The sequence below is a fragment of the Paenibacillus sp. J22P218 genome (genome assembly GCF_056269195.1).
The window spans coordinates 210,857-225,360 of sequence record NZ_JBWDNL010000002.1; the positions used below are offsets into that span (position 1 = coordinate 210,857).

Sequence of the window (14,504 nt, forward strand, 5' to 3'; positions counted from 1 at the left end):
ATGGGCTTTCTCAAAGCGGACGATGCTTTGGGAAAGCCCATTTTGCGCTAGGCATTTTATGGTATGATAGAAGACAAGCAGGTCATTAGGCGAGGTGTTGATGTTAATGGAAAAATGGATGTTAATTGATGGCAACAGTATAGCGTACCGCGCATTCTTCGCACTGCCGCCGCTGACGAATTCAGCGGGTCAGCATACGAATGCGTTGTACGGTTTCACGACGATGCTACTTAAACTATTGGACGAGCTTAAGCCTACCCATGTTCTTGTTGCTTTCGATGCGGGGAAGGTCACGTTCCGCCACGAAGGCTATAGCGAATACAAGGGCGGACGGCAGAAGACGCCGCCGGAGCTGTCCGAGCAATTCCCGGTTCTGAAGGATCTGATCCGTTCCTTCGGCATCGCGCAATTCGAGCTGTCCGGCTATGAGGCGGACGACATCATCGGAACGCTCACCAAGCGGGCCGATGAGCAAGGGGTAGAGACGGTTGTCGTATCCGGCGATAAAGATATGCTGCAGCTTGCTTCGGACAAAGTTACGATTGCCGTAACGCGCAAAGGCGTAAGCGAGGTCGACATGTACTCGCCGGAAGCGATTCAAGAGAAATACGGATTAGTGCCGCAGCAGATTATCGATCTGAAGGGTCTTATGGGCGATACGTCCGACAACATTCCGGGCGTGCCCGGGGTAGGCGAGAAGACAGCGCTTAAGCTGCTGCATGAGCATGGCTCGGTAGAGCAAGTATTGGAAAATGTAGGCGAGCTGAAAGGCAAGCTGAAGGAAAATATCGAGACGCACAAAGACAGCGCGTTAATGAGCAAGAAGCTTGCGACGATCTTCCGCGAAGTTCCGATCGAGAGCGGAACGGAGGAGCTGCGCTATAGCGGTTATGACGGCGCTGCCTTGGCTGAGGCGTTCCGCAAGCTGGAGTTCAAATCTTTGCTGGAGCGTATGGATTTCGGCGAGTCAGTCGTGGATTCTGCCGAGGCGGCGAAACAATCCGCTGCCGAACTGAATATTTCGATCATCGCATCCGAATCGGATGGCGATGCTCTGGCGCAGCTGCTGTCTGCGCTGAAGACGAACGAGGAACATGGCTTGTACATTGAAGCCATCGGCGAGAACCCGCATCAGGCGGAGATCATCGGCGTATCCGTAGCTGTTGCGGAAGCCGTGTACGTTCTTCCTTACAGCGTGCTTAAGCAGCCTTTCACAGCGGGGTTAGTCGAATGGCTTACTGGGGCGGATAAGCCGAAGTATGGCTTTGATTTACATAAGGTAGAGCTTGCGCTTGCATGGAGCGGCATTAAGTATGCGGGAACGGCATTCGATGTTCAGCTAGCGGCTTATTTGCTTGATCCGACTGATACGGCGTTATCGCTTAGCGCAATTACGGATAAGCAGGGGCTGCCTGGTATCGCTTCCGATGAAGCGATCTATGGCAAGGGAGCGAAGTTCAAGGTGCCGGAGCCGGACACGCTGTATCGCCATTTGGCGCTGCGCGCTGACGCGGTTCGGAAGCTTGTGCCGATCTTGACGGCAGAGCTTGCGAAGGGCGGCATGAGCAAGCTGTATTTTGAATTGGAGCAGCCATTGTCCCGCGTGCTTGCAGGGATGGAGCTTCAAGGCATAACGGTGAAGAAACAAGAGCTTGAAGATTTGGGGCGCAGCTTGGAGTCGCAGCTGATCACGATTATGAGCGATATATACAAGCATGCGGGCGTGGAGTTTAATATAGGTTCTCCTAAGCAGCTGGGCGATATATTGTTCGAGAAGCTTGGTCTGCCTGCGCGCAAGAAGACGAAGACCGGTTATTCAACCGATGCCGAGGTGCTGGAGGATCTGGCTCCGTATCACAAGATCATTCCGCTTATTCTGCATTACCGCCAGCTCGCGAAGCTGCAATCGACGTATGTCGAGGGGCTGCTGAAGGAAGTGCGCGGAGAGACGGGCAAGATCCATACGTATTACCGTCAGACGATAGCGGCAACCGGACGTCTTAGCAGCCAATTTCCGAATTTGCAAAATATCCCGATCCGGCTGGAGGAAGGCCGTCAGATCCGTAAGGCTTTCGTCCCTTCCGAGCCGGGCTGGTACATCGTTGCCGCCGACTATTCGCAGATCGAGCTTCGTGTATTAGCTCATATTGCAGACGACGAGAACTTGAAGGAAGCGTTCATTCACGATATGGATATCCATACGAAGACGGCGATGGACGTCTTCGGCGTTACTGCCGACCAAGTGGATTCCAATATGCGCCGTCAAGCAAAAGCCGTTAACTTCGGCATCGTGTATGGCATTAGCGATTATGGTCTTTCGCAGAACTTGGGCATTACAAGGAATGATGCCGCTAAGTTCATTGAGCAGTACAAAGAAGTGTTCAAAGGCGTCCGCCAATTCATGGAGGATATCGTCGTCCAAGCAAGACGCGACGGTTATGTAACGACACTCCTTGAACGCAGACGTTATTTGCCGGAGATTAAGGCGTCGAACTTCAATCTGCGCTCATTCGCGGAGAGAACGGCAATGAACTCCCCTATTCAAGGGACGGCCGCCGATATTATTAAGCTAGCCATGGTGCAGATGGATGAGGCGCTGCGGGAGCGCAAGCTGAAGAGCCGCATGCTGCTCCAAGTACATGACGAACTTGTATTCGAAGTGCCTGAGGACGAGCTGGAGCTCATGAAGTCCCTTGTTCCGGAAGTGATGTCCGGTGCGCTGCAGCTGCATGTTCCGCTGAAAGCAGATGTCAGTTTCGGTGTCAATTGGTATGAGGCAAAGTAACCCGCTAGCTCTCTATTTGCGTTATAATAGATGGCGAGGTGAGGACAAATGCCGGAATTGCCGGAAGTAGAAACTGTAAGACGCACATTGATCGATCTAGTCGCGGGCAAACGTATCCAATCCGTAACCGTTAAGCTGCCGCGTATTATACAACGTCCTGCAGAGCCGGAGCAGTTCGCTGCCGCTTTAGCCGGACATACGATTCAAACCGTAGAAAGGCGCGGGAAGTTTCTGCTGATCATGCTCGACGGTCTGGTGCTCGTATCGCATCTTCGTATGGAGGGGCGTTATAGCGTTAATGGGGCTGATGAACCGACTCCGTTGCATACGCATGTCATTTTTCATTTTGACGATGGCACGGAGCTTCGCTATAAGGATGTGCGTCAGTTCGGAACGATGCATCTATTCGAGCCTGGGCAGCACTTCGAGATGGCGCCGCTTAACAAGCTGGGCATCGAGCCGTTAGAGCCGGGTTTCACCCTTCAGGCGCTTCGCGATAAGCTGGATAAACGCAAGATGAGCATTAAGCCGTTGCTGCTGAATCAAGAGCATATCGTCGGGCTAGGCAATATTTATGTCGATGAGTCGCTGTTCTTGGCCCGGATTCATCCGGAGCGATCAGCCAATTCGCTGAAGCCGGCAGAGTGGAAACGGCTGCATGAAGCGATTCGCGCAACGCTTGGACGCGCTGTTGAAGCCGGAGGCTCGTCGATCCGATCCTACGTGAACGGGCAAGGCGAGATGGGCATGTTCCAGCATTCATTTTCCGTATACGGCAGGAAGGACGAGCCTTGCAAAGTATGCTCGCGTCCCATCAAGAAGTTCGTCCTAGGTGGCAGAGGAACGCATATATGCGAGAAGTGTCAGCCCGTTCCTAAGGAATAGCTGCACTGTAGTATCATAAGCCGCTTAATCGGCTAGGCTTACTGTTATGCACCGTCATCCGCTATCCGCATATGATGTTCTTGTTAAGAGAACATAGGCGATCGCCCGTATCAACGGCTTCTGTCCTAGACATAGGCCGTTAACACCGGGCAGTCGCGATGCGGGGAGGGAATTCGTTGTTCGCGCATTTGGCTCCACTGTTAGTGATCGCTTTTGCAGTTAGCTTGGATGGTTTTGGCGTTGGAGTTACGTACGGGCTGAGGCGAATCAAAATTCCGTTTTTATCGGTTTTTATTATTGCCTGCTGCTCTGGACTTATTATTTGGCTATCGATGCAGGTCGGCAGTTGGCTGTCGGGGTACTTATCCGAGTTTGCTGCCCGCTTGATCGGCGCATGCGTGCTCATCGTGATTGGCGGTTTCGCCTTGTTCCAATTAAGGCGCGGACGCGACGAGCAGACCGCTACAACCGATGCCGAGGAAGTAGCGGCGACTGTCGAGCATAAGGCTGTGGAAACGGCATCCGCTTCTGCAACGGAGCGTATTCTTGCTTCCAACACAGCGCTCGTAGTGATGGTGGAGCTTAAACGGCTCGGCCTCGTCATCCAGATCCTGCGTACGCCGCAGGTCGCAGACGTCGATAAGTCGGGTACGATCTCGGCCTCGGAGGCCGTTATGCTCGGTGTCGCTTTGTCGCTTGATGCTTTCGGCGCAGGGCTTGGCGCCGCGATGATAGGTTTGCCTGCTCTAATGACGGCGCTTATTATCGCTGCATTCAGCGCTATTTTTCTCCTTGGGGGAATCCGGTTTGGGTTCCAATGCTCGAATTGGCGAGGGATGCAGACACTGTCCTTCCTTCCAGGGATATTATTGATCATCATGGGTATTATGAAGCTGTTATAACTTCGAGGTGAATGGAATGATAATCGGATTAACCGGCGGTATAGCCAGCGGCAAAAGCACCATCGCTCAGCTGCTCGCCCACCGCGGCGCGCTGCTGGTCGATGCCGATCAAGTAGCAAGAGAGGTTGTTCAGCCGGGAGAGCCGGCACTTGAGGCGATCGCCTCTTCTTTCGGACAAGCTGTACTTCAGGCGGACGGCTCCTTGAATCGTTCCGCGCTGGGCGCTATTGTGTTCCAGGACAAGGCGTCGTTAGCGAAGCTCGAATCGATCACGCATCCCGCGATCAGACAGCGCATGCAGCACAGAATACATACATATGCCGAGCAGAATCCGGGGGCCCTTGTTGTTGCCGACGTCCCGTTGCTATACGAGACGAATCAGCAAGCATTATATGAAGGTATAATGGTCGTTTATGTACCTGAGAAGATTCAACTTACGCGGTTAATGGACCGTAATCAGATGGATGAGACGGAAGCGAAGCGGCGTATATCGCTGCAGATGGATATCGAAGAGAAGCGGAGACGCGCAGATTGGGTGATCGACAATAGCGGCCCGCTAGCAGAAACGGAACGCCAGATCGATGATTTTTGGCGCAGTCAGGGAATATTATGAAGGTACTTTTGCGCAAACGAGTTGTGCTCGTATTATTGCTAGGATTTATCGCTATCCTTTTCTTGAAGTCGGACTGGCTTGGCGAGTATATGTATCCCGTGTATTATAAGGACGATATTCGTGCAAGCGCCTCGAACTACGGATTGGAGCCTCATTTGGTAGCCGCCGTTATTCGAACGGAATCGAATTACAAAACAAGCAGTCAGTCGGATAAAGGCGCTGTAGGGTTAATGCAGATGATGCCGAATACGGCTAAGGATGTTGTTCGAAGAGCAGGGTTCACCGAAGTGACGGAGGACATGCTCAAGCAGCGCGCGGATGTTAGCATAGAGCTTGGGTCATGGTATTTAAGCTCCTTGCATCAAAGGTTCGATCAGAATTCCATCGCTGCAATTGCCGCATATAATGCCGGTCCGACGAGAGTCAGTGAATGGTTGAATACGGGAGAGTGGGATGGAAAGCTGGAGACGGTGAAGCAAATTCCGTACGGCGAGACCCGCCACTATGTACAACGCGTCATTTATTATTATAATAAGTACAAGGAATTGTACCCTGACTTCTAACTTAGAACATAAGATGAGCCTTGAGAGGCTCGCCGCTTCATGGACGAGCTTCCCAAGGCTTCTGTTATTCATACAAACTTAATGAATCATTATTTGTATTGGCCGGCAAGAGATTGCTCGGCGATTTGCACCAGGCGACGAGTGATGGAGCCGCCGATCGAGCCTGCTTCACGAGTAGCCATGTTTCCGTAGTATCCGTCTTGCGGAATGGCAATACCCAGCTCTTGTGCAACTTCATATTTCAGTTGGTCCAATGCGGCAGTTGCTTGTGGTACTACCAATTGGTTGCTGTTTGCGCTCATGTATGTTCACCTCCTTGCGGTTGGTAACTGTATTATGTGCGTTATTCTAGAGTTCATTACAGGTAAGGTATGGGAATAACTTAAGCTAAAGTCGATATCGGTATGATAAATAAAGCATCAGGATGAATGGAGGGAAACAATCCAATGAAGTGCCCCTATTGCGATTACGCAGGTACGAAAGTGTTAGATTCACGTCCGGCTAACGAGAACAAATCGATCCGCCGCCGCCGCGAGTGCGAGAAGTGCAACCGCCGCTTTACGACGTTCGAGATGATTGAGGAAACACCGCTTATCGTCATCAAAAAAGGCGGCAGCCGCGAGGAATTCAGCCGCGACAAAATATTGCGCGGTCTTATCCGCGCCTGCGAGAAGCGTCCCGTCCCAGTCGAGCGCCTAGAAGTTATCGTCTCCGAGGTCGAGAAGGAGCTCCGCACGACGGCACTGGCCGAGGTAGAGAGCCGTGATATCGGCGAGATCGTCATGAGCCAGCTCTACCCTGTAGACGAGGTGGCGTACGTTCGCTTCGCGTCCGTGTACCGCCAGTTCAAGGACATCGATATGTTCATGAAGGAGCTTAACAACCTGTTGTCCAAGCACCCTTTGAACAGCCCACTGAACAGCTTAAGAGATATAGATTGACAATTTTGGCGACATCATGCTATTATCAACCTTGTCGTCATTTGGGGCCATAGCTCAGCTGGGAGAGCGCTTGCATGGCATGCAAGAGGTCAGGGGTTCGATCCCCCTTGGCTCCACCAATAAAACAATCAAACCACATCCATCGGATGTGGTTTTCTGTTTTATTGGTGGAGCCCAAAAGGGGGCGAACCCCGGGGTTCAGCCCGCGCGGACGGAGCGAATGCGGAGGAGCACGGCGTCTGAATCTACCTCTAAAAGTCCTCGTCGACTAAGCCTCGTCAGCCATTCAATCAAGATTCGGACATTTCATAATGAAAAGACGAGCCAAAGCGAGTCGTATCCCTTTGGCTCCACCAAACAATAAGGGGGCGAACCCCGGGGTTCAGTCCGCGTGGACGGAGCGGTTGATAATGCTTCGAAGCAATTAAATCAAGTGCAGGAGCACGGCGTCTGAATCTACCGCTAAAAGTCCCCATCGACTAAGCCTCGACAGCCATTCAATCAAGATTCGGACAACCCATAATGAAAAGACGAGCTAAAGCGAGTCGTATTCTCTTGGCTCCACTAAGGTTTAAAAGCCTTTAGCTCACTCTCCCGTCAGCTCAGGAAAATTTGCAGGCTAATCCAAGCAGACTGAAAAATGTCTAAACCCCGTCAGCCATTCAACCAAGATTCGGAATCATATCCCCCTTAACTCTATTAAGTTTAATAAGCCTTTAGCTAACTCTCCCATTAGCTCAGGAAATGAGGCAATTCTCGCAATGAGGGATAGAAATATGGCTCATAATATGTTTATATTAAATCACAATAATTAACAGTTTTTCATAGTGACAAGTAGAGGAGTGTCGGGTTTTGTTCAATCGTAAATGGTTGGTATTGTTGCTTGTTGTGGTTGTGTTCACGTCAACGGCAACGTTGTATGGCGGGGATAGCAAAGTGTATGCCGCGTTCTCTGGCGAAGGGGACGGTTCTCCTGGGAATCCTTATATTATCTCTAACATTGAGCAATTAAAAGAAGTAAGCGACGATTTGGATGCTGCCTATCGGTTAGGCGCGGATCTCGATTTGTCTGGGGAAAACTGGCAGCCGATCGGGAGTTGGGGGTCTGGACCTTTCACTGGCCTGTTCGACGGAGATGGGCATACGATTGCGAATTTGACGATAGACACGGGCGGGGCTGGCACAAACTACCTCGGGTTGTTCGGCTACGCTTCCAATGCCGAAGTTCGAAATGTCGGGTTGGTCAACGTGTTGATCGAATCTGACACCGGCGACTATATCGGCGGGTTGATCGGGTATAGCCAAAGCTCGCTTATCGAATATGTGTACGTAACCGGAACCATCATCGGCGATGAATCGGTGGGCGGTTTAACCGGTTATTCATCGGGGAATCCCGGGGATTCTATACGCTATGTTTACTCTTCTACGCATGTAGCCGGATCAATTGAAGTAGGCGGATTGAACGGCAAGGTTGAAGGGTATTTGACTGTTGAAAATAGTTACTATAATTCATCCCTGACTAACTCTTCGGCAGGCGGAGAGCCTTTAACGGAAGTGAACATGAAACTTAGGGACAGCTTTACGAACTGGCAATTCACCAACGAGGACGAGGATGGCGGCGAATGGGGAATAATCGATGGGTTAACTTACCCTATGCTTCGCAAGACGTTCGATCGAATTACGTTGGATGCGTTGAAGGTTACGGCAGTGGCTGATCCGGATAACGGCGATCCGGTGCAGCTCGAGCCGTCATTCGCAAGAGATCAATTATTGTATTCGGGCATTGTTCCGAATGAGGTAGATCAAGTCACCGTATATGTGGACGCGCAAGGCAGCGTATCTTCGATCGATAACGGAACCGCGTTGGAAACGCTCGATTTGGACGAAGGAGAGAACCTAATCGATATTAAGGTTTCGAGCGCCGGCGCAGCGGTTCCGAGTTCATGCATGGAACCTTGTACGTTGCCTGATCCCTATGTTTTAACGTATACCCTTCAAATCAACCGGGAGGATGGCAACGCATATCCTCACACGATCTCGACTCCCGAACAACTGGCGGCGATCGGCACGGGCGTCGCGGACGGTTATCAATTGAATGATCATTATATTTTAATGAACGATATTGATTTGTCCGAGTATTTGAGCGAATCCGGCGAGGGATACAACGAAGCCAAAGGCTGGGTTCCGATCGGGGATGCCGTTCATCCTTTTACAGGAACTTTCAACGGCAAAGGTCATGTGATCAATAACCTGTTTATTGATCGAGTAGACGAAGAGGATCTCGGACTGTTCGGAGTGGCGTCGGGTACCATCCAAGAGATCGGTCTGACGAATATGGAGAGTGCCGGAAAGCGTAACGTGGGGGGGATTGTCGGAACGCTCCTCGATGACGGCATTATTAGTAAAGCCTATTCTACCGGTAGGGTAACGGCAACCGTTCAAAGAGCGGGAGGATTGGTTGGCAAGTTGCAGGGAGAATTGAATGAAACGTATTCCACGGCGAACGCCATTGGATTGAACGGATCCGAGTACATAGGCGGACTAGTCGGCGAATCGGATGATGCGATCGTAACGGATTCCTTTGCTGCCGGGCGGGTAACGTCTGCTGCGAGCTCCGGAGTAGGAGGGTTAATCGGCGCCAGTATCGATACGGCGGTAACCGATTCCTTCTGGGATATCGAGACGAGCGGGCAATCGACTTCTGCCGGAGGCAGTGGTGCCGTTGGAAAATTATCTTCAGAGATGAAATCAAAGTCGACCTATTCTACTGCGGGAGTAGACTGGGATTTTACAAATACTTGGGCAATGATAGAGGGAACAACTTATCCCATGTTCGATCACGAATTAGAACCCGCGAAGCTTGCGAGCTTGAGCGTATCGGCAACGGGAGCCGTATTAACGAGGTCTCCGGCTGCCTTCGATTCCGAACTGGGTTTATACACGATTACATCTAACCGCTATATTGAATCTGTGAGCATAGCCGTCGCTCTCGTTGATTTAAACGCCAAGGTTTCGATTTCAGGTACAGAAGCGTCATCGGCAACGGTCTCCGTTAATCCCGGCGATAATGAGATCACGATTGAAACGGCGGACGAGAACGGGAAAGCCCACGGCATTTACAAGCTCAACGTTCAGGTTCCCGCACCGGCAATAAACGATGTGGATATTCCCGCAGGCGGATATTACGGAATTGGCGATACGTTGACATTCATCATAAGCTACGAAGGGGCTGTGGATGCTCCAGTTGGTACGCCGCGACTGCCGATCGTGATTGGCGAAGGGGCGGATAAGGCAACGGTTTATGCCATCTATACGGAACAGCCAGCAGGTGAACGGAACAAGCTCGTATTCGCTTATGAAGTGCAAGAAGGAATGTTGGATACGGACGGCATAGAAATCGGATCGGAAATCGATTTGCCGGCTGGCGCAGCCCTTACTGCGTCGGGCGTGGATGTTCCGCTGGATGTTCCGGTGACGGAGACGAACAGCATTGTTATGGATTCGATCGAACCCTCTATAACATGGACTCAGACGCCTGACAGCGCATCGCCGACCAAGGGATCGGTGAAGGTAACAGTGGCAACCGACGGAACGGGCAGCGATATTGTGAAAACGAAGTGGACGAATGGTGCGCGGACAGTAGACTTTTTTGCAAGCGCCGGTACGCTGTTGACAGGAGACAGCTTTGACATCACTTCAAACGGAGCCTATACCGTATACACGGAGGATCAAGCCGGCAACGGAGCGGTCGAGATTATTACAATCAACAATATCATTACAGTAACGCCAAACGGCTCAACGTCAAAAGACTCGCCTCTAATCGACATGAACGGGCAACCGCTCGATTCGTCGACTATCGACGCGTCGAAGCCATCCGTTACGCTGGAGGTAACGCCTAAGGAAGGCGCAGCGTTTGTGACTATTCCGGCAATTGTATTATCCAGCTGGAAGAGTAAAAACGAGGCCTTCGTCATAGAGATAATGACTCCCTATGGCAGTTATCGAGTACCAGTCAATCTGACTTCGCTTATACCGGGACTTAAGGATTTACTTGCCGCTAATAACCTTACAGCCGAGGATATCAGCTTCAAGATCACATTGACTGACAAGTCCGGCGTTAAGGACATTCAAGCGGCGTTCGCAAACGGTTTGCCGAACGGCAAAGCGATGGGCGCGATTGTAGATTTCAGCATTGAAATCATCAATACCAAGACAAGCGAAACCATTGGAACGGCAGATAAGTTCAGCCAGGCGCTGACCAGAGTCATTCCGATGCCGAAGAATATGTCTGACATGCCGGAGCAATGGGGTGCGTTCCGCTATAATGAAACGTCGAAGAAACTTGAGTTTGTTGCAGCGAAGAAGGTGCAGATCAATGGCGTATGGTACGCGATGATTAGCTCATACACCAACAGCGTATACGTTGTAGCAGACAACGCGGTGAGCTTCACCGATGTGCAGAAGCATTGGGGCAAATCGTTCGTCGAGCTTGCAGCGGCGAAAGGACTAGTAGCCGGTATTGGCGGAGGACAGTACGCGCCTAATCAATCCGTGACCAGAGCGGAGTTCACCGCTATGCTCGTCAGAGCGCTTGGACGCGGTACAGCTGCAAGCAGCACAGCGCCATACGAGGATGTAAAGCAAAGCGCGTGGTATTTCGACGAGGTAGCAATAGCCAAGGAGCTTGGACTATTAGACTTTGTGGAAAGCGGAAGCTTCAACCCCGATCAGCCGCTATCCCGAGAGGAAATGGCGAGTATGCTGGCGGCGGTCATTGTACTTGAAAAGCTGCCGACGACGAAGGAATTCGTCAGCTTGGACGGCTACAAGGATATCGGCAGTGTGAACTCGGCTTATCTTGAGGACGTGCGTTTGATGGTTAAGCTTAACATCATGACAGGAACAAGCGAGGTTACCTTCAATCCGAAGGGCGAGTTAACACGCGCACAAGCGGCGGTCGTATTCATCAGACTGCTTCAAGCATTAGGATCAATTGAATAGAAAAGATATAGCAAAGCCTGCTTGAGCAGAGAAATATCTGCTCAGGCAGGCTTTGTCTGTATCATGCTAAAAGTTCTCGTCGACTAAGCTGCGTCAGCAGAGATCAGCGCTCCTTGGCGAATTTGCTGCGGAAGCCCGAGGGAGAGAGGCCTTCTTTCTTGGAGAAGGAGGTAGAATAATGCGAGATATGATGGAAGCCAACCTCATCTGCGATTCGGGCAATAGACCAGGAGGTTTGCAATAGCAGCCGCTTGGACTGTTCGAGACGGTAATACAGGAGAAAGGTCATGGGAGTCATACCGTACACTTTGAGCATCACCTTAGCCAGGTAATTGGGATGATAGTTCATCTTCTTTTGCAGCACCGAATTCGTAATTTCGCTGGCATAGTTCTGGCGGATGAACAACTCGATCCGCTCGGCGAGCTGAATCGCGGTGACGTTCGTGGGGGAAGCGAGATCGCGATCCAGGTGCTGCAGGAACAACTGAAAGGAAGCTTGTCGCCTCCAGTTCCGAAGCGACTGCGGCTCGTGCTCCTGCTGGAAGAAGGTCTCCAGCGCCTCCATGGCCTTCGTCGACAGCTTCATATGCTTCGGAATGAAGATAGAGCAGACATCGGCATGGTTGAGATAAGCTAAATTTTTGTGTTCCTCGATCAATTTCAGCTGGTTACCGAGACATTCGTCCATGTCACCGCACATCTGCCAGCTGCCGAAGGTTTGAAAATGAATCCAGATGATTTCTGTGTCTACCTTGCAGGGGGCGCTGCCGTAATGGTGTCCGTCAGGAAGAAGAATGAGTCCTTCTCCCTCATTGATTTCCCAGGTATGGCCGTTCTCGCCGATCGGGAGAACCCCTTTGCGGACGACAATCAGATCGAATACTCGGATGCAATTCCGGTCGATATGGGTATCTCCTACCCCGTAATGGGCATATCCGCAATCTACGAAATAGGGAATCGGCGGCGAGATAAAGTGAAGAATCGCAGAATCCACACTCGTTCCTCCCAATGTAAAGTGAATATAAATCTAGAAAATGTTGTTATTTTTATGATACAACATACTCATCGATTAAATAAAGAGTTTCCTGCAGATAGATCGGTATCGGGAAATCGGAGGAGTGATCCGTGGAGTGCATCGAAACTCCGAGGCAGTCTTGCTAAGGTTGTAAATATTAAAAATCAGGTTGAAAAATGTTGTTTTTTTTGAAGATATTTCATGTCACAATTCAATTAAAGCGCTTTCCGAAAAAAGTGTCCTGGTATAACGGACACAGCCTGAGGATAGGGCGGTTATGTTGATGCTAAACGTTTAACTTAACAACTTGGGATGTCCAAGAAGTCGGGTCAAACGGTTAGACATAAATGTTATTTCAAATGATGAAGGGGGAACGAGGCAATGAAAGCAGGAAAGAGATTTGGTGTAGGTCTGCTCTCGGCTGCATTGGTATTCGGGGTCATTGGCTGCAGCAACAACGACGATACAAAAACGACTTCCAAGAATGAGAAAGTCAAAATTATTTACTCGATGTGGGGAAGCGCAGAAGAGGGAAGCAAAACGCAGGAAGTAGCTGACAAGTTTAACGCTACCCAAGACAGAATCGAAGTGGAAGTGCAAGCCATTCCATGGGAGAACTACATGACCAAATTGAATACGCTTGCAACGGCAAAGCAATTGCCGGATACGGGGATGATGCGGGAAGACGGCGTTATCCAGTGGTCCTCCCAAGGCATGCTGAACGACGTAAGCGCTATGTACGAGGGAAGCGACAGCAAGCCGCTCGATAGCTTGGCCTACACATACAAAGGCAAACCCGTTGCCTATGCGGCTGCCAATGAAATCCTCCTTTTATATTACAACAAAGACATGTTCGACAAAGCGAACGTACCTTATCCGCCGTCGGCACTGGATAAAGCATGGACATGGGATGAATTCGTAGCAACAGCCAAGAAGCTGACGAATGACAAGAACGGCAAACATCCAGGCGATGATGGCTTTGATCCGCAGGGCATCGTCCAATACGGCGCATCCGTAGAGAACTTGCCATGGCAATTGGAAACTTGGGCGATTAGCAACGGCGGAGGATACTATAACGAAGATGGCACAGAAGTGAAAATCGGGGAAGACTCCAGCATAGAAGCGATTCAGAAAGTCGCGGATCTGTACTTGAAAGATCATGTTGCCCCGTTGTCCGTCGGACAGACGGATGACGGCATTCAGCGCACAATTATTGCGGGAACGGTCGCCATGGCCACGAACGGCCAGTGGAACGTAGGAACGAGCTTGAACACGGCTAAGGAAGCAGGACTTAATTACGGCGTAGCCGTACTGCCTTACATGAAGGAGAAGATTACCCTTAACACAGGCGGCGCCAATGTCGTATTCTCCCAAACGAAGCACCCGGAAGAAGCGATGGAATGGCTCAAATGGTACAGCTCCGAAGAAAACAACTGGGGACTCATCTCGTCGGGCATTTGGATGCCGGTGCTGGATAAGTGGTATAAGGACGAGACGCTCACCCGCAAATGGGTCGAGAATCCGAACTTCCCTCCGTATGAGGAATACAAGTCTGCGGTAGTCGATTATGCGCAATCCTCCGCAGCGAGACCGGCTTCCTGGTTCTTTACGAATAATACGACGGAGTTCAACACCTTGCTCGGATCGGTTCTTGGCGATGTATGGACCGGAAAGACGACTGCCAAGGACGCGATTACCAAAAATCTCGATGCTTTGAAAGCGGCAAATAAAGGCGAAAAATAAAGGTTTGAAGGGTGACCGCCAAATCACGTTAAATGGCGGTCATCCTTCATACATGA

10 protein-coding genes and 1 tRNA gene are annotated in these 14,504 nt (G+C 50.8%); 9 read left to right on the forward strand and 2 right to left on the reverse strand.

Annotated features, from left to right (window positions below):
- The first annotated feature begins 106 nt into the window (after window positions 1-106).
- From polA to AC0YN0_RS09825, 5 genes are all read left to right on the forward strand, one after another.
- Window positions 107-2,785 carry a DNA polymerase I gene (gene polA / locus AC0YN0_RS09805; RefSeq protein ID WP_475821113.1) on the forward strand — a complete coding sequence of 893 codons (2,679 nt, stop codon included), beginning with the start codon at window positions 107-109 and terminating at the stop codon, window positions 2,783-2,785.
- 48 nt (window positions 2,786-2,833) lie between these two features.
- The gene (mutM, locus tag AC0YN0_RS09810) at window positions 2,834-3,670 is read left to right on the forward strand and encodes a DNA-formamidopyrimidine glycosylase (protein WP_475821114.1); all 837 of its coding nucleotides are present in this window, start codon (window positions 2,834-2,836) and stop codon (window positions 3,668-3,670) included.
- Window positions 3,671-3,846: 176 nt separating this feature from the next.
- Complete coding sequence (locus tag AC0YN0_RS09815) at window positions 3,847-4,572, forward strand: MntP/YtaF family protein (protein WP_475821115.1); 726 nt, start codon at window positions 3,847-3,849, stop codon at window positions 4,570-4,572.
- 16 nt (window positions 4,573-4,588) lie between these two features.
- On the forward strand, window positions 4,589-5,185 hold the full coding sequence (gene coaE, locus AC0YN0_RS09820) for a dephospho-CoA kinase (protein ID WP_475821116.1): 597 nt from the start codon (window positions 4,589-4,591) through the stop codon (window positions 5,183-5,185).
- Window positions 5,182-5,748 (forward strand): lytic transglycosylase domain-containing protein, encoded by a 567-nt coding sequence (locus AC0YN0_RS09825; protein WP_475821117.1) that lies wholly within the window; start codon window positions 5,182-5,184, stop codon window positions 5,746-5,748. Before coaE ends, AC0YN0_RS09825 begins: the two co-directional genes overlap by 4 nt.
- Before the next feature lie 89 nt (window positions 5,749-5,837).
- Here AC0YN0_RS09825 and AC0YN0_RS09830 read toward each other — a convergent pair whose 3' ends face one another.
- Window positions 5,838-6,050 carry a small, acid-soluble spore protein, alpha/beta type gene (locus AC0YN0_RS09830; protein WP_475821118.1) on the reverse strand — a complete coding sequence of 71 codons (213 nt, stop codon included), beginning with the start codon at window positions 6,048-6,050 and terminating at the stop codon, window positions 5,838-5,840.
- Between the two features lie 144 nt (window positions 6,051-6,194).
- On the opposite strand from AC0YN0_RS09830, the gene nrdR reads away from it, so the two are divergent.
- The 3 genes from nrdR to AC0YN0_RS09845 all read left to right on the forward strand — a co-directional run bounded on the left by nrdR (window position 6,195) and on the right by AC0YN0_RS09845 (window position 11,690).
- Window positions 6,195-6,689 carry a transcriptional regulator NrdR gene (gene nrdR, locus AC0YN0_RS09835; protein WP_337099079.1) on the forward strand — a complete coding sequence of 165 codons (495 nt, stop codon included), beginning with the start codon at window positions 6,195-6,197 and terminating at the stop codon, window positions 6,687-6,689.
- Between the two features lie 43 nt (window positions 6,690-6,732).
- Window positions 6,733-6,808, forward strand: a tRNA-Ala gene (locus AC0YN0_RS09840).
- Between the two features lie 733 nt (window positions 6,809-7,541).
- On the forward strand, window positions 7,542-11,690 hold the full coding sequence (locus tag AC0YN0_RS09845) for an S-layer homology domain-containing protein (RefSeq protein WP_475821119.1): 4,149 nt from the start codon (window positions 7,542-7,544) through the stop codon (window positions 11,688-11,690).
- Window positions 11,691-11,793: 103 nt separating this feature from the next.
- Here AC0YN0_RS09845 and AC0YN0_RS09850 read toward each other — a convergent pair whose 3' ends face one another.
- The gene (locus tag AC0YN0_RS09850; protein ID WP_442051167.1) at window positions 11,794-12,684 is read right to left on the reverse strand and encodes an AraC family transcriptional regulator; all 891 of its coding nucleotides are present in this window, start codon (window positions 12,682-12,684) and stop codon (window positions 11,794-11,796) included.
- A 402-nt stretch (window positions 12,685-13,086) separates the two neighbouring features.
- Here AC0YN0_RS09850 and AC0YN0_RS09855 point away from each other — a divergent pair, with 402 nt between their 5' ends.
- Window positions 13,087-14,448, forward strand: coding sequence for an ABC transporter substrate-binding protein (locus AC0YN0_RS09855; protein ID WP_475821120.1), 1,362 nt, complete (start codon window positions 13,087-13,089; stop codon window positions 14,446-14,448).
- Window positions 14,449-14,504: the final 56 nt, after the last annotated feature.